Annotated in this window: 20 protein-coding genes; 14 read left to right on the top strand and 6 right to left on the bottom strand. The window is 68.7% G+C overall.

All coding sequences use genetic code 11. From position 1 onward, the window contains the following. Positions 1–909 (bottom strand): hypothetical protein, encoded by a 909-nt coding sequence (locus KF889_16980; protein ID MBX3501137.1) that lies wholly within the window; start codon positions 907–909, stop codon positions 1–3. A 350-nt stretch (positions 910–1,259) separates the two neighbouring features. Here KF889_16980 and KF889_16975 point away from each other — a divergent pair, with 350 nt between their 5' ends. The 3 genes from KF889_16975 to KF889_16965 are packed head-to-tail and all read left to right on the top strand — an operon-like array spanning position 1,260 to position 3,001. Next, on the top strand, positions 1,260–1,784 hold the full coding sequence (locus tag KF889_16975; GenBank protein MBX3501136.1) for a GNAT family N-acetyltransferase: 525 nt from the start codon (positions 1,260–1,262) through the stop codon (positions 1,782–1,784). A gap of 9 nt (positions 1,785–1,793) precedes the next feature. Next, positions 1,794–2,603 carry a class I SAM-dependent methyltransferase gene (locus tag KF889_16970; GenBank protein ID MBX3501135.1) on the top strand — a complete coding sequence of 270 codons (810 nt, stop codon included), beginning with the start codon at positions 1,794–1,796 and terminating at the stop codon, positions 2,601–2,603. 11 nt (positions 2,604–2,614) lie between these two features. Then, positions 2,615–3,001 (top strand): cupin, encoded by a 387-nt coding sequence (locus tag KF889_16965; GenBank protein ID MBX3501134.1) that lies wholly within the window; start codon positions 2,615–2,617, stop codon positions 2,999–3,001. A gap of 21 nt (positions 3,002–3,022) precedes the next feature. On the opposite strand, the gene KF889_16960 is transcribed toward KF889_16965, so the two are convergent. After that, positions 3,023–3,202 carry a hypothetical protein gene (locus tag KF889_16960; GenBank protein ID MBX3501133.1) on the bottom strand — a complete coding sequence of 60 codons (180 nt, stop codon included), beginning with the start codon at positions 3,200–3,202 and terminating at the stop codon, positions 3,023–3,025. Positions 3,203–3,225: 23 nt separating this feature from the next. After that, a complete protein-coding gene (locus KF889_16955) occupies positions 3,226–4,773 on the bottom strand; it encodes a long-chain fatty acid--CoA ligase (protein ID MBX3501132.1) in 1,548 nt (515 codons plus the stop codon). Between the two features lie 194 nt (positions 4,774–4,967). Between KF889_16955 and KF889_16950 the strand changes: the two genes are divergently transcribed. After that, a complete protein-coding gene (locus KF889_16950; protein MBX3501131.1) occupies positions 4,968–6,068 on the top strand; it encodes a 5-methyltetrahydropteroyltriglutamate--homocysteine S-methyltransferase in 1,101 nt (366 codons plus the stop codon). Between the two features lie 160 nt (positions 6,069–6,228). Continuing rightward, the gene (locus tag KF889_16945; GenBank protein ID MBX3501130.1) at positions 6,229–6,450 is read left to right on the top strand and encodes a DUF3185 domain-containing protein; all 222 of its coding nucleotides are present in this window, start codon (positions 6,229–6,231) and stop codon (positions 6,448–6,450) included. An 89-nt stretch (positions 6,451–6,539) separates the two neighbouring features. On the opposite strand, the gene KF889_16940 is transcribed toward KF889_16945, so the two are convergent. Further along, positions 6,540–8,096, bottom strand: coding sequence for a long-chain fatty acid--CoA ligase (locus KF889_16940; GenBank protein ID MBX3501129.1), 1,557 nt, complete (start codon positions 8,094–8,096; stop codon positions 6,540–6,542). 114 nt (positions 8,097–8,210) lie between these two features. On the opposite strand from KF889_16940, the gene KF889_16935 reads away from it, so the two are divergent. The 9 genes from KF889_16935 (at position 8,211) to KF889_16895 (ending at position 17,621) form a co-directional block, all read left to right on the top strand. After that, positions 8,211–9,434 carry a cytochrome P450 gene (locus tag KF889_16935; protein ID MBX3501128.1) on the top strand — a complete coding sequence of 408 codons (1,224 nt, stop codon included), beginning with the start codon at positions 8,211–8,213 and terminating at the stop codon, positions 9,432–9,434. Between the two features lie 16 nt (positions 9,435–9,450). Then, on the top strand, positions 9,451–10,464 hold the full coding sequence (locus KF889_16930) for an asparaginase (protein MBX3501127.1): 1,014 nt from the start codon (positions 9,451–9,453) through the stop codon (positions 10,462–10,464). 107 nt (positions 10,465–10,571) lie between these two features. Beyond that, entirely contained in the window at positions 10,572–11,573 is a 1,002-nt protein-coding gene (locus KF889_16925; protein MBX3501126.1) for a class I SAM-dependent RNA methyltransferase, read from the top strand. 32 nt (positions 11,574–11,605) lie between these two features. Then, positions 11,606–12,376 (top strand): SDR family oxidoreductase, encoded by a 771-nt coding sequence (locus KF889_16920; GenBank protein ID MBX3501125.1) that lies wholly within the window; start codon positions 11,606–11,608, stop codon positions 12,374–12,376. After that, on the top strand, positions 12,377–13,393 hold the full coding sequence (locus KF889_16915) for an NADP-dependent oxidoreductase (GenBank protein ID MBX3501124.1): 1,017 nt from the start codon (positions 12,377–12,379) through the stop codon (positions 13,391–13,393). Next, entirely contained in the window at positions 13,390–14,553 is a 1,164-nt protein-coding gene (locus KF889_16910) for an acyl-CoA dehydrogenase family protein (protein ID MBX3501123.1), read from the top strand. The genes KF889_16915 and KF889_16910 overlap by 4 nt, the downstream gene beginning before the upstream one ends. 11 nt (positions 14,554–14,564) lie before the next feature. Beyond that, a complete protein-coding gene (locus KF889_16905; GenBank protein MBX3501122.1) occupies positions 14,565–15,584 on the top strand; it encodes a hypothetical protein in 1,020 nt (339 codons plus the stop codon). A gap of 16 nt (positions 15,585–15,600) precedes the next feature. Continuing rightward, positions 15,601–16,752, top strand: a complete 1,152-nt coding sequence (locus KF889_16900; GenBank protein MBX3501121.1) for an aminopeptidase P family protein — start codon at positions 15,601–15,603, stop codon at positions 16,750–16,752. An 8-nt stretch (positions 16,753–16,760) separates the two neighbouring features. Next, on the top strand, positions 16,761–17,621 hold the full coding sequence (locus tag KF889_16895) for an alpha/beta hydrolase (GenBank protein MBX3501120.1): 861 nt from the start codon (positions 16,761–16,763) through the stop codon (positions 17,619–17,621). Between the two features lie 3 nt (positions 17,622–17,624). On the opposite strand, the gene KF889_16890 is transcribed toward KF889_16895, so the two are convergent. Both KF889_16890 and recG read right to left on the bottom strand, forming a co-directional pair. Beyond that, positions 17,625–18,590 (bottom strand): hypothetical protein, encoded by a 966-nt coding sequence (locus KF889_16890; protein ID MBX3501119.1) that lies wholly within the window; start codon positions 18,588–18,590, stop codon positions 17,625–17,627. Next, on the bottom strand, positions 18,590–20,671 hold the full coding sequence (gene recG / locus KF889_16885) for an ATP-dependent DNA helicase RecG (protein MBX3501118.1): 2,082 nt from the start codon (positions 20,669–20,671) through the stop codon (positions 18,590–18,592). Before recG ends, KF889_16890 begins: the two co-directional genes overlap by 1 nt. Positions 20,672–20,751: the final 80 nt, after the last annotated feature.

The following is a 20,751-nucleotide window of genomic DNA, read 5'->3' as shown; positions in this document are numbered from 1 at the left end:
CTACCAGAAGCGGTTGCCGAAGAGCAATTTCGGCGCCTTGCCTTCCTCGCGATGGCGCGCGCCGATCGCCGCTCCGACGCAGGCCGCGACGCAGCCGACCGCCAGCGCGGCAGCGGTGAGGAAGCCGGCGATGGCCGCCGCCTTGCGCGCGCGATCGGCGGCCTCGCGCACCTTGGCCTCAGCCGCCTTGGCCTCGGCATAGGCCTCGTCGACACGCCGCTCGGCATCGGCCGCCGGCATGCCGGTGCGCAGGCTGATGATCTGCGCGAGATAGGTGCGATCGCGCGGGTTCATGGTGTTGTCGCGGATCGCGGCCGCCATGATGCGGATCGCCTCGGCGCGCGGCGGTGGCCCCAGCGCGGCGCCGCCTGGCGCCGGGCCGGCGCCCGGCCGGAACAGGTAGTCGGCCGCGTAGTCGGCCGGCGTCATCGCCACGGCCTCGCCGGGCTGGCCGGCGGGGCGCGAGGCCGCACCGGCGGCGACGGTTGCGCCGCTTTCGACCGCCGTGCGCGCCGTGCCGATGATGGCGCCGGCGGCGAGAACGGCGCTGATCAGCACGCCCAGCCCCCACACCAGGAAGCCATGCGCGCCGTCACGGAACTGGCGCTCGACCGGCGGACCCTCCCAGGCGCTGCGCATGCGGCCGGCAACATAGCCGCCGGCGGCGAAGCTGCCGGCCTGCACCAGCGCCATCCAGATTGCAAAGAGGATGAAGGTAACCGGCAGAGAAATGCCGCGTTCCGGCCAGGCCGACGTCGCCGACAACCCAATGGCGGCGCCGAAGGTCAGCAGGACGAAGGAGATCGCCGCCGCGGCGACGGCGCCGCCGACCACCGGCGCCCATTCGACATTGCGCGGGCGGGCGTCGGCTGCGACGGGCACCACGACGTCGATCGATGAAGCTGCCATGGCGGCCTCCTAGCGCAGGCCGACGAAGGACAGGATGGCCATCACGATGACGATCAGGCCGACCAGATAGACGATGTCGCTCATGGGGTTACCTCCACGTTCCACCCCGCTGAACGTCATCATTGGCCAGTCGTTGCGTCTTCATACGTTGACCGCAATCCGGCCGGCCTGTATAGAAGCGCCCCATGAACGGACGCTCCATCGCCTCGCGCTGGTATTTTACGTCGCTCCCATAGGGCGGCGCGTTCGGTCACGACCAGACAAAGCCGCCGCGGTCCGGCGGCTTTGTTGTTTCGACACCTCACCTCCGGGCCCGCAGCGGCAGGACCCTGCTACCGGAGGAGAGCACAATGCTTGCAGCGAAAATCGACGAGGCCGACACGGCTGCGCTGCCGCCGCTGCCGATCAACATCCGCGCCGGCTCGCCGCGCGACTACGACGGCATGAACGCGCTGTTCGCCGAGATCGATGCGCTGCACCGCCAGGCGCGGCCCGACATCTTCCAGGAATTCGACGGCCCGGCGCGCACGCCCGCCCATATCGAGCGGGTGCTGTGCGGCCCGGCGTCGAACATGCTGGTCGCGGTAGCGGCCGATGGGCTGGCCGGACTCGCCGTGCTGTTGATCCGTCCACCCTCGGAGTTCGCCGGCGCCGCGCCGCGACTCGTGGTCGAGATCGACACCTTCGTGGTGCGCGAGCGCCATCGCCGCCGCCGGGTCGGCCGGCGCCTGCTGGCCGCCTGCATCGAGTGGGCGCGCCAGCGCCGGGCGACTCATGTCGAACTGGTGGCGCACAGCTTCAACGCCGAGGCGATCCGCTTCTACGAGTCTTTCGGCTTCTCGCCCTCGACCCAGCGCATGATCATGTCGGTCTGAGAGGCGGACATGGCGGCGCTGGCGCCCACCTCGGACTTCTCTGCCATCGCCGCGCGCTACGATGCGACGCGCGACGTGCCGGAGGATCGCTTGCGTGCCTGCTACGGGCGCCTGGTCGACGGCGGCGCCCTGCCTCGGAAGGGTCTCGTGCTCGATGCCGGCTGCGGTACCGGCCAGATCTCGCTGGTGCTTGCAGCGATGGGCTACGTCGTCCGGGGATTCGACATCTCGCGCGAGATGGTTGACATCGCCCGCCGCAAGCTCCGTCCGGACATGCGTGCCTCGTATGACGTTGCGGACGTCCGCGCGCTGCCGGTCGCCGACGAGAGTGTCGACGCCGTCGTCGTCTCCAAGCTGTTCCAGCACGTCGGAGACTGGCAGACGGGCTGCCGGGAGTTGCTGCGTGTGCTGCGGCCGGGATGCTGCCTGATCCAGGTCAACGATCGTGGTGCCTTCGGCAACGCCGTGCGCAAGCACTTCGCGGCGCGCGCCGATGCGCTGGGCTTCGGATCGCGATTTCCCGGCGTGAACGAGAAGTCGGCGTTGGGCGCCTACCTGGAGGAGCGGGGATGCCAGCCGATGGCGATCGACGTGTCCGACCTGACCTGGAGCGGGCCGGTGACCTATGGTGAAGCGTTGGCGCAGATCGAGGAGGGGTTGTTCGCCGAGTTCTGGTACCTGCCGAGCAGTACCTTCAGCCAGATCCTCGACGACACGGCGCGCTGGGTCGACGAACAGCCCGACGGGCCGCGTACGATCCAGCGGATGACGCCCTGGCTGACCGTCGACGTCTTCCGCAAGCAACGGACCAGCGGGTGAGGAGGTTCACCATGGCTGACGCGTTCGACCTGATGCGCACCTACGCGCAATTGCGCGACGACGGCTCGGCCCTGGTGACCGAAGGCGGCGACGCCTTCTGGTCGGCGCTGGACAGCCGGCCCGAACTGCATGGCGGGCGCCTGCTGGGCGCCACGGCGCAGATCGGGGACTGGCCGCACTGGGAGATGCACCCGGCCGGCGACGAGGTCCTGATCCTGATGTCGGGCGCCTTCGCGCTGCAGATCGAACGCGCGGACGGCGCGGTCGACACCATCGAGATGCGCGCCGGCTCGACCTGCGTGGTGCCCAAGGGGCCGTGGCATCGCGGGCTGGCGCGCGAGCCCGGTCGGCTGGTCTTCATCACCCCCGGTGCCGGCACGCAGCACCGGGCGGTGTGAACTCCCCGCCGGCGGTCCCGATTACTTCTTCGCCGCCTTGGGCTTGGCCTTGCCGGTCTTGTGAGCCAGCGTGGCGCGCGAGCGGGCGAGCTTCTTGGCCTGGCGCTGCTTGGCCGGGGTGTCGCCGGCCTTGGCGGCGGCGATGCGCTCGTCGAGCGCCTTGATCTTGTCGGCGCTGCTCTTGATCTTGCGGACGGCCATTGTCTCGTTCTCCTGTCGGCCGATCAGGTGATCGCCGGGGTTGCGGCGCCGACATACATCGTGCGCAGCTCGCGCTTCAACACCTTGCCGGTGGCGTTGCGCGGCAGCGCCTCGACGAACTCGACCGACTGCGGCACCTTGAATTTCGCCAGCCGCGGCAGGCAATGACGGATGACATCGTCCTCCGTCAAGGCCTGATCGGGTTTCAGCACCAGCACCGCCTTGCCGACCTCGCCCCAGCGCTCGCTGGGCACGCCGATGACCGCGGCGTCGGTGACCTGCGGCAACTGGAAAAGCACGTTCTCGACCTCGGCCGGATAGACGTTCTCGCCGCCGGATATGTACATGTCCTTCCAGCGGTCGACGATGAAGATGAAGCCGTCCTCGTCCTCGCGCGCGGCGTCGCCGGTGTGCAGCCAGCCGTCGGTGAAGGCTCTGGCGGTGGCCTCCGGATTGTTCCAATAGCCCGGCGTGATGTGCGGCCCCTTGGTCCACAGCTCGCCGATGGTGCCGCGGGGGACGTCCTTGCCGGTATCGTCGACGATGCGCACCGCCGTGTGCATCAGCGCCTTGCCGGCCGAGCCCAGCTTGCCGAGCGCATCGGCGGCGTCGAGCATGGTGCCGGCCGGGCTGGTCTCGGTCATGCCCCAGCCCTGCACCAGGGCGATGCCGCGCGCCGCCCAGCCCTCGAGGATGGACAACGCACAGGGCGCGCCGCCGACGCCGGCGATCTGCAGCCGCGACAGGTCGCATCCCTGGAACTTCGGGTGCTGCATCATGAACTGGTAGGGCGCCGGCACGGCGAAGAAATGGGTAATGCCCAGGTCGGGGTCGCCGATATGGTCGAGCGCCTGACCGGGATCGAAGGTGCGCATGATCAGGATGGTGCCACCGGCGTGCAGCACGGGATTGGCGTAGCAGTTCAGCCCGCCGGTGTGGAACAGCGGCAGCACCACGAGCTGCACGGTGCGCGGCGAGATAAGCGCCGGGATGCCGAGGTTGACACAGTTCCAGAAGTTCATCCCGTGGGTGATGATCGCCCCCTTGGGATGACCGGTCGTGCCCGAGGTGTACATCACCATCGCATGGTCGTCGTGCGTCAGCGCCACGGTGCGCGGCGCGGGTGAGGCGGCCATCAGCGCGCGCTCATAGGCGCTGTCGGCGCGGTCGACGTCGATCTCCAGCAGGTGCGCGATGCCGCACGATCCCTTCAGCTCGCGCGCCTGCGGCGCGAAGCCAGCATCGTGCACCAGCATCCGCGGCCCGGCGTCCTTGAGGATGTACTCGAGCTCGGCGACGGTAAGCCGCCAGTTCAGCGGCAGCATGATCGCGCCGACCCTGCCGGCGGCGAACTGCAGCTCGAAGAACTCCGGACAATTGGGCGAGAGGATCGCCACCCTGTCGCCCCGGCCGACGCCGTTGACCTGCAGGTGCGCGGCCAGCCGCCGCGCCCTCTCGTCGAGCTGGGCGTAGCTCAGCCTGCGCCCAGTGTGCAGGTCGTGGATCGCCAGGCTCGCCGGCCGCCGGCCGGCGTGGTGGGCGACCCAGTCGAAATAGGGGATATCGGCCATGGCACAAGCTTACCTTCCCCCGCTGGCGGGGGAAGGTGGCGCGAAGCGCCGGATGGGGGTGGCTCGTGCGACAACTGCAGCGCCTCGTCTGGCCGCTATGACGGCACCCCCATCCGCCCTTCGGGCACCTTCCCCCGCGGAGCGGGGGAAGGTAGGAGAAGAGCGACAACCTCGACTCACCTCGAGAGGAACCCATGCAGCGCCCGATCCCGCCCTTCCGCGCCGATCATGTCGGCTCCCTGTTGCGCAGCGTGCCGCTGAAGGAGGCCCGCGCGCAGCACGAGCGCGACGAGATCGACGACGAGACCCTGCGCTCGGTCGAGGACATCGAAATCCAGAAGATCGTGGCAAAGCAGGAAGCGGTCGGGCTGAAATCGGTGACCGACGGCGAGTACCGCCGCGCCTTCTGGCACTACGATTTCCTCGCCGGGCTCGACGGCGTCGAATGGACCGACGTCGAGAGCGCCGTGCAGTTCAAGGGCGCGGCGCTGAAGCCCAAGGGCATCAAGGTTACCGGCAAGCTCGGCTTCAGCGACCATCCGATGCTCGACCATTATCGCTACCTGCGCTCGATCACCTCGGCCTCGGCCAAGATGACCATCCCCGCGCCCAGCGCGCTGCACTATCGCGGCGGCCGGCCGATGATCGACATGGATCTCTACCCCGACATGGACGTCTTCTTCGCCGACCTGGCGCAGGCCTATCGCGGCGCGGTGCGCGGCTTCGCCGATATCGGCTGCCGCTACCTGCAGATGGACGAGGTCTACATCGCCTATCTGTGCGACGAGGAGCAGCGCGGCTACCTGCGCAACAGGGGCGACGATCCCGAGAAGCTGCTGGGCGTCTACGCCAAGCTGATCGACACCGCGGTGGCCGGCCGTCCCGCCGACATGGTGGTCACCATGCATCTGTGCCGGGGCAATTTCCGCTCGACCTGGATCGCCAGCGGCGGCTACGACCGCGTCGCCGACGTGCTGTTCAACCAGATCGGCGTCAACGCCTACTTCATGGAGTACGACAGCGAGCGCGCCGGCGGTTTCGAGCCGCTGCGCTACGTGCCGCCCGAGAAGCAGGTCGTGCTCGGCCTGGTCACCAGCAAGTCCGGCAAGCTGGAATCGAAGGACGAGCTCAAGCGCCGCCTCGACGAAGCCAGCAAGTTCGTGCCGCTGGAGCAGATCTGCCTCAGCCCGCAATGCGGCTTCGCCAGCACGGAGGAGGGCAACACGCTGGCCGAGGACGAGCAATGGGCCAAGCTGCGCATGATCGTCGAGCTGGCAGAGGAGGTGTGGGGGTAGTGCCCCGCTGTTGTCCTGAGCGCAGCGAAGGACCCCGCGGTAATGCGATCGGCCACCGCGTCGGCGCCCGACCGCGGTGCCTGGCAGGATTGGGAACGCAGCCGGAACTTTCGGCCAGTTCAGGCGTTGCGGGCGCACGCGACCATTTGCAAGGAGCGTCATGCGTCCGATCGCCATCCTTGGCGCCGTCCTGATCGTCGCCGGCATCCTGGCGCTGGTGGTTCCCTACATCTCGTTCACCGAGACGCGCCGCGTCGTCGACCTCGGACCGCTGAAGGTCGACGCCAAGGAGCAGCGCGTGATCCCGATCCCCGCCATCGCCGGCGTCGTCGCTGTGATCGCCGGTCTCGGCTGCATCTACCTGGCGCGCAAGCGGGCTTGACCCGCCCTGTCATCCCGAGCAATGCGAGGGGTCCAGAGATTCCTCGCTACGCTTGGAATGACAGTGGTGCCGCGACGACCGCTGCGCTGTCAATTCACCCGCTTCTCGAAGCCCTTCCAGAACGGCTCGCGCAGGTCGCGCTTGAGCACCTTGCCGGCGCCCGAAAGCGGCAGGGGCTGGTCGCGGAACTGCACGCTGCGCGGCAGCTTGTAGCCGGCGATCTGCTGGCGGCAGTGCTCGATCACCGCCTCGGCGGTGAGGTTGGCGCCGGCGCGCGGCACGATGATGGCGTGGATGGTTTCGCCCCATTTGGCATCGGGGATGCCGATCACCGCCACCTCGGCGACACCGGGCAGCAGGGAGATCGCGTTCTCGACCTCGGCCGAATAGACGTTCTCGCCGCCGCTGATGATCATGTCCTTCAGCCGATCGACGATGAAGACGAAGCCCTCGTCGTCCATGTAGCCGGCGTCGCCGGAGTAGTACCAGCCGTCCTCCAGCACGGCGGCCGTCTCCTTCGGCTTGTTCCAGTAGCCCAGCATGATCATCGGCCCCTTGGCGGCGATCTCGCCCGAGATGCCGCGCGGCACCTCCTTGCGGTCGGGGCCGACGATCTTCAGCTCGGCGGTGTGCGCCGCCAGCCCGCACGACTTGATCCGGCCGGCATACGGACCATCCAGCGTCGTGTATCGTGTCGGCAGCAGGGTGAGGATCGGCGCCGCCTCGGTCATGCCGTAGGCGTGCATGAACTTGCAGCGCGGCATCACCTCCAGCGCCTTGCGCAGCACGCCCTCGGGCATCGGCGAGGCGCCGTAGAGGATCATCTGCAGGCTCGAAATGTCGAACTCGGCCAGGCGCGGGTGGTTGCAAATCATGTTGATCATGGTCGGCACGTACTGCGCGTGCGTGACTTTCTCGCGCTCGATGGTCTGCAGGCAGTCGAGCGCATCGAAGCGCGGCACGAAGGCGTGGATGCCCGCGACCATGGTGACGCCGAAGCTCGAGGCGCCGTCGGCGAGGTGGAACATCGGGCCGGAGTGGATGTAGGTCGTGTCGCCGTCGAAGCCGATGCCGCCGATGGCGTTCATCGCGTTCCACACCAGGTTGTTGTGGCTCAGCATCACGCCCTTGGACCGGCCGGTCGTGCCGCCGGTGTAGAACAGGCCGGCCAGCGTATCGCCGCCGGCGCCGGCGTCGTCGATCGGTGCGGCCCCGGCGAGCGCCTCGTAGCCGCTCATGCCCGCAGGCATCGCATCGTCGTCGAGATAGACGACGTGCTTCAGCGCCGGCAGCTTGCCGGCCAGCGCCTCGGCATGATGCTTCATGCCGCCATCGATGAACAGGGTCGTCGAGCCCGAGTCCTCGAGGATGTACTCGATCTCCGGCGTCGCCAGCCGCGTGTTGAGCGGTACCATCGCCGCTCCCAGCCAGGGAATGGCATACATCAGCTCGAGATATCGGTCGCTGTTGAGCGCCAGGATGGCGACGCGATCGCCCTTCGCCACACCGAGGCTGCGCATGCCGCCGGCAACGCGCGCCACGCGCTCGGCCGTCTCGCGCCAGGTGCGGCGGCGGTCGCGGAACACGGTCGAAACACCGTTCGGCTTGATCTGCACGGCGCGGCGCAGGCCCTGCGTCAGATACATGGCGTCCTCAATGTGCGTTTACTCCCTTCCGGACGGTAGGACAGTCGGCGCGCGGCGGGTAGTGCGGCGTGCGTCTTTCCTCTATGGTGACACCATCAACATTAGGAAACGCCCATGCCCGACTCGCTGGCGCCGCAGGTGCCGATCTTCAATCCGCTGGATCCTGCCTTCATCGCCGATCCGTATCCCGTCTACCATCAGCTGCGCGAAGCGGCGCCGATCTGGCTGTCGCCGCTCGGCCAGTGGGTGATGACCCGCTACGAGGACGTCGCCCTGGTACTGCGCGACAGGCGATTCGGCAAGAACTACGCCGAGAACATGAAGCGCCGCTATGGCGAGAAGGCGCTCGAGGAACCAGCGGTGGCGAGCCTGGCGCGTACCATGCTGGTGCTCGATCCCCCGGATCACACCCGGCTGCGCGGCCTGGTCACCAAGGCCTTCACCGCGCGGCGCGTCGAGGAGATGCGCCCGCGCATCGCCTCGGTCGTCGATCAGCTCATCGACCGCGTCTCTGAGAAAGGCACGATGGACGTGATCGCGGACTTCGCGCACCGCCTGCCGGTGATCGTGATCTGCGACATGCTGGGCATCCCCGAGGAGGATCGTGGCCAGTTCTTCGACCAGTACAAGGTCAATGGCCGGCTGATCGATCCGGTGCCGCTCACGCGCGAGGAGATGGACGCGGTCAATGAGAACGGCAAGGTCGTCGGCGCGTATTTCGACTCGCTCTTCGAGCGCCGCCGCAAGGAGCCGAAGGACGACCTCACGACCCAGCTGGTGCAGGCGGAGGAGGCGGGCGATCGCCTCACGACGGAGGAGCTGCGCGCCAATGTCGGACTGCTCTTCGCCGCCGGCCACGAGACCACGGCCAACCTGATCGGCAACGGCCTGCTGGCGCTGCAGCGCAATCCCGAGCAATGGGAGGCGCTGAAGGTCGACCCGTCGCTGATCCCCAATGCCATGGACGAGCTGCTGCGCTTCGACTCATCGGTGCAGATGACCGGCCGCGTCGCGCTGGAGGCGGTCGAGGTCGGTGGCATGAAGCTCGACAAGGGCGCCTCGATCGTCTGCTTCCTCGGCGCTGCCAATCGCGATCCGGCAGTCTATGCCGAGCCCGACAGGCTCGATGTGAGGCGTCAGAACATCCGCCCGCTGTCCTTCGGCGGCGGCATCCATCATTGCCTGGGAGCGCAGCTGGCGCGCATCGAGGCGCACGAGGCCTTCGCCGGGCTGGCGCGGCGCCTGCCCAGGCTGCAGATTGCCGAGCTCACCAACCCGTCGTGGCGGCGCAGCTTCACCCTGCGCGGCCTGACGAACCTGCCGGCCACCTGGCACTGATCGAAGAGTAGCGTTCATGTCCAATGAGAAGCCCGTCGTCATCGAGGTGACGCGGGGCCAGATGGTGGAAAGCCGTCACCTCGGCGCCGCCGCGATCATGCGTTCCGACGGCAAGGTCGTGGAGTCCTGGGGTGACATCGATGCGCCGGTGATGGCCCGCTCGGCGATCAAGCCGATCCAGGCCATCCCGCTGGTCGAAAGCGGCGCGGCCGACCGCTTCGGGCTCACCGACATGCAGCTGTCGCTCGCCTGCGCCTCGCACAACGGCGAGGCGCGGCACGTGACGGCGGTGCGCGACTGGCTGACCAGGGTCGGGCTGTCGGAAGCCGACCTCGAATGCGGCGCGCACGCCCCAGGCCGCCTGCCGATCTTCGAGCGCTACATCAGGGACGGGGTGCCGCTCACGCCGGCCTTCAACAACTGCTCGGGCAAGCACACCGGATTCCTCACAACGGCGGTTCATCTCGGCGAGCCGACCAAAGGCTATATCGGCGCCGGCCATCCGGTTCAGAAGCGCCTCGCCGCGATCTATGGCGAGCTCGGCCGCTTCGATCCCGCACGTGCACCGGCTGGCAGCGACGGCTGCGGCATTCCCACGTTGGGCGTGCCGCTGCGCGCCATGGCGACGGCGATGGCGGCGATGGCCGATCCGTCGCGGCTCAAGCAATCGCGCGTGGCCGCGATCGTGCGCATCCGCGCGGCGATGAATGCAGAGCCGTTCTTCATGGCCGGCACGGGCCGCTTCTGCACGCGCATCAACGCAGCCCTGCCGGGCGTCGCGCAGATCAAGACCGGCGCCGAGGGCGTCTATTGCGCCATGCTGCCGGCCCTTGGCGTGGGCGTCGCGCTGAAGATCTGGGATGGCACCGGCCGCGCCGCCGAGGTGGCGATGGCGAGCATCCTGCGTCATCTCGGCGTGCTCGATGCGGCGCGCTACAGCGACGCGATCAACCCGCCGATCCTCAACGTCGTCGGCGCGCGCGTCGGTGACATCCGCGCGGCCGCGTCATGGCTCGGCGCCGCGGCCTAGCGAGCATCGAGGCGCCACCCCGGATCCGCGAACCGGCCTGCCGGCATTTCGGAGTCTGCGGCGGCTGCGCGCTGCAGCACTACCCCGATGATCTCTACGTCGCATGGATGCTCGACCAGCTGCGCGCGACGCTCGACGCGGCGGGTGTTGCGTCGGCGATGCTCATGCCCATGGCGCGCACGCCGGCGGGCGGCCGGCGGCGCGCCGACCTGACGCTGCGCCACACGCGCGAGGGGATGATCGTGGGCTTCGCCAAACGGCGCTCGCACGATCTCGTCGATCTTGCCGAATGCCCGGTGCTGCTGCCGGCGCTCGTTGCAATGGTCCCACCGCTGCGCCGCCTGGCCGAGACAATCCTGCCGGCGAACGGCGAGGCCGAAGCGGTGATCAACTGGACTGACAGCGGCGCCGACCTGCTCCTGGTGACGCGACTGGAACTCGACCTCCCGCGTCGCGAGGCCATCGCCGCATTCGCCGAAACGGCCGATGTCGCACGCATCGCCTGGGGCGCGCGCGGCAAGCCGGACATCGTGCTGACGCGACGGCCACCGAAGCTGCGTTTCGGCAATGTCGAGGTCGAGCCGCCACCTGGCGCGTTCCTGCAGGCGAGCTTCGCTGGCGAGGCGACATTGCGCGCCGCGGTGAAGGCGTGGTCGGGCGGCGCGAAGCGCGTCGTCGATCTCTACGGCGGGCTCGGCACCCTGTCGTTGCCGCTGCTGCCCGAGGCAAGGCTGACGATCGTCGAAGGCAGCCGGAGCGCGGTCGCGGCGGTCAACGCGGCGCTGCGCAAGGCGACGCTGGCAGGCGTGGCGAGGGCGGAGGTACGCGACCTGAAACGCGAGCCGTTGGCGCCCGAAGAACTCGATGGCTTTGACCTTGCGATGCTCGATCCGCCGGCGGCAGGCGCTGCGCCTCAGGCGCGCGAGCTGGCGCAAAGCGCGGTCCCGACGGTGATCTACGCGTCGTGCGATCCGCGCAGCTTTGCCGCCGATGCGCGCGTGCTGGTCGATGGCGGCTACCGGCTCGAGCGGCTGTTGCCCGTGGACCAGTTTCTCTGGTCGACACATGTTGAGCTCATCGCCCTGTTCCGGCGAATCGCAAGCGGCTAGGGTGCGCCAGGACGGATACGGGAGAAGCGCTGATGTCGATGTTCGATCTCACGGGCAAGGTCGCTGTCGTGACCGGCGGCAGCCGCGGCATCGGCCGCTCGATCTGCGAGCGCATGGCCGAGCAGGGCGCCAAGGTCGTGGTGTCGAGCCGTAAGCTGCCGGCCTGCGAGGAGGTCGTCGCCGGCATCAAGGCGAGGGGCGGTGAGGCGACGGCAATCGCCGCCAGCATCTCCGACAAGGCGCAGCTCGAGAACCTGGTGGTGCAGGCGCGCAAGACCTACGGCAGGATCGACATCATGGTCTGCAACGCCGCCAGCAATCCGTATTTCGGCCCGCTCACCGGGCTGAAGGACGAGGTGTTCACCAAGATCATGCAGAACAACGTGCTCAGCAATCTGTGGCTGGCCAATATGGTCTGTCCCGAGATGGCCGAGCGCAAGGACGGCGCCTTCATCATCGTCTCGTCGATCGGCGCACTGACCGCCTCGCTGCACATCGCCGCCTACAACATCTCCAAGGCCGCCGATCTGTCGCTGGTGAAGTCGCTGGCGGCGGAGTGGGGCAAGCACAATATTCGCGTCAACGCCATCGCGCCCGGCCTGATCAAGACCGATTTCGCCAAGGCGCTGTGGGACAATCCGACGATCCGCGCCTCGGCCGAGAACAAGGCGGCGCTCAAGCGCATCGGCGATCCCGACGACATCGGCGGCGTCGCGGTGTTCCTGGCCTCGAAGGCCGGCGCCTTCGTCACCGCGCAGATGATCGTCGCCGATGGTGGCGTGGTCGGCACCGGCGGCGAATAGGTGAGAAGCCGCCACGTCGTGCTGGCGCGCCGACCCAACGGCGCGCCGGCGCCCGATGACTTCCGCGTCGCAACGCGCGAGTTGCCGCCGCTGGCCGAAGGCCGCGTGCTGGTGCAGGTGCTCTACGCCACCGCCAATCCCGGCAGCCGCAACCGGCTGGGCGGCGGCGGCGCGAGCTACGCGCGCGGCATGGAGCTGGGCGAAACCATGGAAGGCCCGGCGGTGGGCCGCGTGATCGAATCGCGCAATCCCGCGTTCAAGAGCGGCGAGCTGTTGAGCGGGCCGTTCGGTTGGGCCGAGTATGTCCAGATCAGCGGCCGCGGCATGCGGCGCATTCCCGCCGACACGCCCTCGATCAGCGCCTGGGCCGGCATCCTCAGCATCCCCGGGCTCACCGGCTATTTCGGCCTGCGCGACGTGGGCCTGGCGAAAGCGGGCGAGACGGTGCTGGTGTCGTCGGCCGCCGGGCCGGTCGGCGCCACGGCCGGCCAGATCGCGCGCATCATGGGCTGCCGCGCCATCGGCATCGCCAGTGGCACCGAGAAGCTGAAATGGCTGCGCGAGGTCGCGAGATTCGACGCGGTGATCGATCGCGCCGGCGCCGACACAGTCGGCGCCGTGGCCGAGCGTATCAGCAAGGTCGCACCAGATGGTGTCGATGTGTACTTCGACAATGTCGGCGGCATCACGCTCGACGCGGCCATCGCCTGCATGAAGCCGAAGGGACGCATCGTCATCTCCGGCCAGATCGCTGATTACAACACCGAGCCCTCGGCACGCTACGGCACCCGCCGCGTTTATGAATTCATCGGCAAGCGCCTGCGCATGGAAGGCCTGGTCGTGTTCGACTACGCCCAACGGTACGACGAGGCGACCGATGCGATGGTCGGCTGGATCCGTGACGGCCGGCTGAAATTCCGCGAACACATCGTCGAAGGACTCGACGCGCTGCCGGCGCTGTTCTGCGCCCAGTTGCGCGGCGAGGTCTTCGGCCGACCTTTGGCACGACTCGCATGACCTCCTGGCCTTCGCATCCCGTGCTCGATCGCCTACGGCCGCTGCTGCCGCAAATCGCCCAGCGCGCCGACGAGATCGAGCAGGCGCGACAGCTGCCACCCGACCTCGCGCGCACCCTGATCGGCACCAAGGTCTTCAAGCTCTGCGTGCCCAAGGCGGTGGGCGGCGAGGAGGCGCATCCCCTCGTGCTGATGCAGGCGATCGAGGAGACGGCGGCCGCCGACGGCTCGGCCGGCTGGAACGTCGCCATCGGCGCCAGCTCGGGCAGCACCGCGGCCTATCTCGCGCCTGACGTGGCACAGCTGATCCACGGCTCGCCCGACGCGGTGACCGGCGGCATCTTCGCGCCGCGCGGCAAGGCGGTGCGCGAGGGCGGCGGCTATCGCGTCTCCGGCCACTGGCAATGGGCCAGCGGCAGCCCGCATTGCGCCTGGATCAAGGGCGGCTGCGTCGCCTGGGAGGATGGCAAGCCGCGCATGATCCGCGACGGTGTGCCCGAGGTGCTCACGGTCTACTTCCCACGCGAGAAGATCGAGTTCGTCGACAACTGGTACACCTCCGGCCTCTGTGGCACGGCCTCGTGCGACATCAAGGTCAACGACGTCTTCGTGCCGGCCGCGCACACCATCTCGCTGACGCGCGACAGGCCACGCATCGGCACGCCGCTCTACGTGTTCCCGATGTTCGGTCTGTTGGGCATGATCTGCGCCATGACCTCGCTGGGCATCGCGCGCGGCGCCATCGCCGACATCGTCGAGCTGGCCGGCGCCAAGAAGCCGACCCTTTCCAACCGCGCGCTGGCCGAGCGTGGCGCGACGCAGGGCGACGTAGCGCGCGCCGAGGCGATGCTGCGCTCCGCCCGCGCCTTCATGGTCGAGGCGATCCTCGAGGCCTGGGAGGAGGCGCAAGGCGGCGCGATCAGCGTCGAGAAGCGCGCCGCCGTGCGCCTGGCCGCGACCCACGCGGCCAACGAATCGGCCAAGGTCGTGGACATCTGCTACACCCTGGGCGGCGGCACCTCGGTCTATCGCAAGAGCCCGCTGCAGCGGCGCTTCCGCGACGCGCACGTGATCACCCAGCACATGATGGTGGCGCCGCCGAGCTACGAGCTGGCCGGGCGTGTCGTGCTCGGACTGCCGACTGATCCGTCGATGATCTAGGCGAGGGGACGATGGCGGGCGCGACGGAGATCGGCATCAAGGGCGACGGCTTCACCATCAACGGCCAGCCGACCTATGCCGGCAAGCGCTGGCGCGCGCACAAGATCGAGGGCCTGCTGCTGAATTCGCGCATGGCCAACGCCATCATCGACGACGAGAATCCTTCAACCGTCGGCGTCTGGGCCTATGCCGACGGGCCGTGGGACGCCGAACGCAGCACGCGCGAGTTCATCGCCGAGCTGCCTACCTACCGGGCGCACGGGCTGCTCGCGATCAGCGTCAACCTGCAGGGTGGCAGCCCGCAGGGCTACAGCTGGAACCAGCCATGGATCATGTCGGGATTCGCCGCCGACGGCGCGCTGAAGCCGGCTTACGCCAATCGCCTGACGAGCGTGCTGGAGGCGGCCGACCGCGTCGGCATGGCGGTGATCCTGGGCTGCTTCTACGGCCGCCAGACGCCGCACCTGAGGGACGAGGCGGCGGTGAAGCGCGCGGTCGGTGAGGTCGTCGACCTGCTGGCGGCACGCGGCGTGACAAATGCGCTGATCGAGATCGGCAACGAGGTCGACCTGCCATGGTTCGAGCATGACATCATCCAGGCACCGCGCGGGCATGAGCTGATTGAACTGGTCAAGGCGCGCTCCGGCGGTCGCCTCAAGGTCAGCACCAGCTTCAGCGGCGGCGCCGTGCCTTCCAGTAACGTGATCGCCGCCGCCGACTACCTGCTGGTGCACGGCAACCACGTCGAGTCGCCGGAGGGCATCCGCCGCGTCGTCGGCGACACCCGCGCGAGCAAGGCCTATCGCGGCCAGCCGATCGCCTTCAACGAGGACGACCACTACGATTTCGAGGGCAAGGACAATAATTTCCGAGCCGCGCTCGGCGCCTATGCCAGCTGGGGCTTCTTCGACTATCGGCGCATTTCCGAGCGCTTCACCGACGGCTATCAATCGCTGCCGGTCGACTGGGGCATCAACTCGCTGCGCAAGCGCGCCTTCTTCGGCTATCTGAAAGAGATCACGGGTAGCTGACCATGGGGAGCTGATCATGGCGCTGCATTTCAGCCTCGAAGAGTTCAGCCAGCGCCAGGCCGCGACTTTGATCGAGCTGGGGCGCCGCGGGCTCGACGGCCTGCTGATGTTCCGCCAGGAGAGCATGTACTACCTGACGGGCTACGACACCTTCGGCTACGTCTTCTTCCAGTGCCTCTATCTAGGCGCCGACGGCCGGCTGATGCTGCTGACGCGCGCGCCCGACCGGCTGCAGGCGATGCATACCTCGACCATCGAGGATATTCGTATCTGGGTCGACGGGCCCGAGGCGGCGCCGGCCAACGAGCTGCACGAGATCCTGCGTGCGTTCGGCGTGCGCGGTCGCAAGCTCGGCGTCGAGTACGACGCCTATGGCCTGACCGCCGCCAACGGCCGCAGGCTCGACGCGGCGCTGGACGGTTTCGTCAAGTTGGTCGACGCCTCCGACCTCGTGACCAGGCTGCGGGTGCGCAAGAGCCCGGCCGAGATCGCCTATGTCCGTCGCGCCGCCGAGCTGGCCGACGAGGCGCTGGATGCGGCGCACGAGACGGTCCGGCCGCAGGCCTTCGAGGGCGACATCCTCGCCGCCATGCAGGGCGCGGTATTCAGGGGCGGCGGCGACTATCCCGGCAATGAGTTTATCGTCGGCTCCGGCCGCGACGGGCTACTCTGTCGGTACTTCAGCGGCCGGCGCCATCTCGATGCAGAGGACCAGATCACGCTGGAGTTCGCCGGGGTCGACCGCCACTACCATTCCTGCCTGATGCGCACGATCCCTGTCGGGCGAGCGCGTCCGCTTCATGTCGAATTCCACAAGGTGGCGATCGAGGCGCTGCACGCCTGCCTCGATGCGCTGCGTCCCGGCGAGCCGATCGGCGCGGTGTTCGACGCCTATGCCGCGACCTGCGCGCGGCGCGGGATGGGCGCGTTCCGGCTCAACGCCTGCGGCTACAGCCTGGGCACGACGTTCGCGCCGAACTGGATGGACTGGCCGATGTTCTATGCCGGCAATCGAGTGCCGGCCGAGCCCGGTATGGTCTTCTTCCTGCACATGATCCTGATCGACGGCGGCAGCACCACGGCGATGTGTCCGGGCACGACGGTGCTGGTCGGGGAGAGCGGCAACGAGCTGCTGTCGCGCCACCCGCTCGATCTGGTCGTGAGATAGGGGCGGGGATGTTCGAGAGCTTCAAGCGTCAGATGATCGATGTCGGCGAGGCGCGCATCAACACGCTGACCGCGGGCAGGGGCGCGCCGCTGCTGCTGGTGCACGGCTATCCGCAGACCCACGTGATGTGGCACAAGATCGCGCCACGCCTCGCCGAGCAGTTCAGCGTCGTGTGTTGCGACATGCGCGGCTATGGCGACAGCTCGGTGCCGGCCACGACCGCGGACCATTCCAGCTACGCCAAGCGCGCCGTGGCCGCCGACCTCGTGAAGGTCATGGAGAAGCTGGGCCATCGAACTTTCATGATCGCGGGCCACGACCGCGGTGGGCGCGTGACGCATCGCCTGTGTCTCGATCATGCCGAGAAGGTCACGCGGGCCGCCGTGCTCGACATCGTGCCGACGCCGCACATGTTCGCCACGGTCAACCGGGCCTCGGCGCTGGGCGGCTGGCACTGGTACTTCCTGGCCCAGCCCTTCGACCTGCCCGAGCGGCTGATCGGCGGCGACCCCGAATACTACCTGAACCGGCTGCTCGACGCGGCCGGCGACGCGCTTACGCCGGAAGCGCGCGCGCAGTACACGCGCTGCTTCGTCCAGAAGGAGCGCATCCACGCCAGTTGCGAGGACTATCGGGCCGCGGCCCATATCGATCTCGAGCATCACAAGGCGGACAATGGCCGCAAGATCACCTGTCCGCTGCTGGCGATCTGGGGCGAAAGGAGCGTCGGCCGCGCCCACGATCCGATAAAGGTCTGGAAGGAATGGGCCGACGACGTCGTCGGCATGGCGCTGCCCTGCGGCCACTACGTCGCGGAGGAGGCACCGCGTGAAACCTTCGAGGCGATGCGCGCCTTCTTCAGCGGCTAGGTTTCAGCCGCGCAGGAACATCAGCTGCGGCCCGGCTGCAATCGTCATCGGCCGATCCTCGCTGAGCTCCAGGATTTCGCCGTCGAGCACGAAGCCACCGTTCATGCGGATCTGCAGCGCGTCGGCGTTGAGGCTGACATAGCCGTTCTCGGGCGTCGTCGCCGCGCCCTGCCGCCCCTGCAGAGCCGGCCAGACCGCGCGCGCGAAGCAGCGGGGTGACTCGCGCACCAGGGTCAGGCGCAAGACGCCGGCGCCGCGCCCCCAGAAGGGCGAGACGCCAGGCGAAAGGCTGTGCAGCGTCGATAGCAGGACGGCGATATAGGGAACAGCCGGCAGGCTCGACCCGTCGGCGGCGATCGCGACCGCCACGGGCTGGATCGGATTGCGACCCAGTACGAGCGGTCCGATCATCCGCGCCATGCCCGCAATAGGGCCAAGTGCGCCTCTCGCGCCCAAGCGGCGCAGGCGACGGCGGATCAGAACCGTGCCTTGGTAGACGCCGGCCGCGCCGCCCATCAGGCTGTGGCGCGGCGCAGCCTCGTCGCCAATGCGCACCGCCATGGTATGGCGGCTCATGAGGCCGGCGGACTCGCGACGATGCAGGATGCGGTCGAGCAGGGCGCGCAGCTCGCGCGTCGCCGACATGGACGCGCCGATGTCGTGCGCCGCGACGTTGGTCGTTCCGGTAGGCAGGATCGCCAACGGCGGCAGTGGCGCTCCTCGCGGGCGATTCAGCAGATATGTGATCGCGTGATGAACGGTGCCGTCGCCGCCGGCCACCGCGAGGGCGGCGACGTCTTCCGCGAGCAGCGATTCCAGGGCATCGCCGCAGCGTCGTGCGCTTTCCGATTGCCGCACCACGACACGACCACCAGCCTCGGTCAGCGCCGCCTGCAGGCGACGCAGCGCACGCCGGTCGCGGCCGCCGAAACGGTTGAGCAGCACGCCCAGACGCGGCGCAACGGTCATCAGCCCGACCTGAGCGTGCGCACGGCGGCGTCACGCTCGAAGAGATAGAGCAGGGTACGCAGCGCCTCGCCGCGCGGCGTGGCGAGCTGGGCATCGCGCTCGATGATCAGCCGCGCGTCGTCGCGCGCCACCTGCAGCAGGTCGCCGTGCAGTGTCAGGTTGGCCAGGCGCATCTCCGGCAGGCCGCTCTGGCGGGTGCCCAGAATTTCGCCACCGCCGCGCAGCCGAAGGTCTTCTTCGGCGATGCGAAAGCCGTCCTCGGTCTCGCGCATAATCGCGAGGCGGGCGCGGGCGTTCTCCGACAGCGGCGAGCCGTACAGCAACAGGCAGGACGAAGCCTCCTCGCCACGCCCGACGCGTCCGCGCAGCTGGTGCAGCTGCGCCAGGCCGAAGCGCTCGGCGTGCTCGATCACCATGACCGTGGCCGCCGGCACGTCGACGCCGACCTCGATCACCGTCGTCGCCACCAGCAACTGCGCCGCACCCGACGCGAATGCCGCCATCGCCTTGTCACGCTCCGCCGCCTTCATCTGCCCGTGCACCATCGCCACCTTGTCGCCGAAGCGTGCCACCAATGTGGCGAAGCGATCCTCGGCGGCGGCGAGGTCGACGACCTCGGATTCCTCGACCAGCGGACAAACCCAGTAGACGCGGCCGCCGGTCGCCAGACGCCGGCCGACGGCACCGACCACCTCGTCGAGGCGATCGAGCGGCACGGTGCGGGTGTCGATCGGCTTGCGCCCGGCCGGCTTCTCGGTCAGCCGCGACACGTCGAGGTCGCCGTAGACCGCCAGCATCAGCGTGCGCGGGATCGGCGTGGCGCTCATCACCAGCATGTCGACCGCCTGCCCCTTGGCCGAGAGCGTCAGCCGCTGATGCACGCCGAAGCGGTGCTGCTCATCGACCACCGCCAGCGCGAGGTCGTTGAAGGCGACGTCCTCCTGGACCAGCGCGTGGGTGCCGACGATCAGCTGGATCGCGCCGTTGGCGAGGCTTTCGTAGATCTGCGCCTTGCGTTTGGGTGTGTCGCGGCCGGTCAGCAAGGTGAGCTCGACGCCGGCCAGCTCGGCCAGCGGCGCCATGGTGGCGTAGTGCTGCCGGGCGAGGATCTCGGTCGGCGCCATCAGCGCCGCCTGGCAGCCGGTCTCTACCGCTGTGAGCATCGCCAGGAAGGCGACCACCGTCTTGCCACTGCCGACGTCGCCCTGGAGCATGCGCACCATGCGCGAGGTCGCGGCCATGTCGCCGGCGATCTCGGCGCCGGCCATCACCTGGCTCGGTGTCAGGCGGTAGGGCAGAGCGGCCAGCACCTTGTCGCGCAGCCTGCCGTCGCCGCGGATCGAGCGGCCCGGCACTTCGCGCTGCTGCTCGCGCACCAGCGAAATCGCCAGCTGGCTGGCCAGCAGCTCGTCATAGGCCAGTCGTCGCCTTTCCGGCGTCGTCGGGTCCAGATCCTCCTCGCTTTCCGGGTGATGCGCCTGCAGCAGCGCGACCTTCCAGTCGGCCCAACCGTTGCGCTGCTTCCACGCCGGGTCGAGCCATTCGGGCATGTCGGGGGCCTTCTCCAGCGCCGCCTCGATCGCCTTCTGCAGCGGCTTCGCTGTGAGCCCGGCGGTCAGTCCGTAGACCGGCTCGACCCGCATCACCTTCTCGCGCTCGGCCAAGGTGACGACGTGGTCGGGATGGGTGATCTGCGGCAGGCCCTGGTACATCTCAATGCGGCCGCTGACGATGCGCTGCTCGCCCGGCGGCAGCAGTTTCTGGATGTACTCGCTGTGGCCGTGGAAGAAGATCAGCGACAGCGTGCCGCCCTCGTCGTGGCACCACACGCGATAGGGCTGTCGCCGGCTGCGCGGCGCTTGATGATCCGAGACCGTGACGGTGAGCGTCACCATCTCGCCTGCCCGCGCCTGGGCGATGGTCGGCGAATGCCGACGGTCGATCAGCCCCTGCGGCAGATGCCACAGCAGGTCGGCGACGCGCGGGCCGACCAGCTTCTCGACCAGCCTGCCGAGCTTGTCGCCGATGCCGGGCAGCGAGGTCGGGCCGGCGAAGAGGGGGTTGAGGAGGGCGGGACGCATGGTTCTCGCGCCAGCCTAGCATCCGCCGCATGTGGATGGCCGCTGACTCGGCCGCGATTGCGCCCTATATAGCGCTCCGA

This window comes from Alphaproteobacteria bacterium (genome assembly GCA_019635875.1).
GTDB lineage: Bacteria > Pseudomonadota > Alphaproteobacteria > Reyranellales > Reyranellaceae > JAFAZJ01.
Note: the sequence above shows the minus strand (reverse complement) of the source record. Positions and strands in the feature narration are given on the sequence as shown.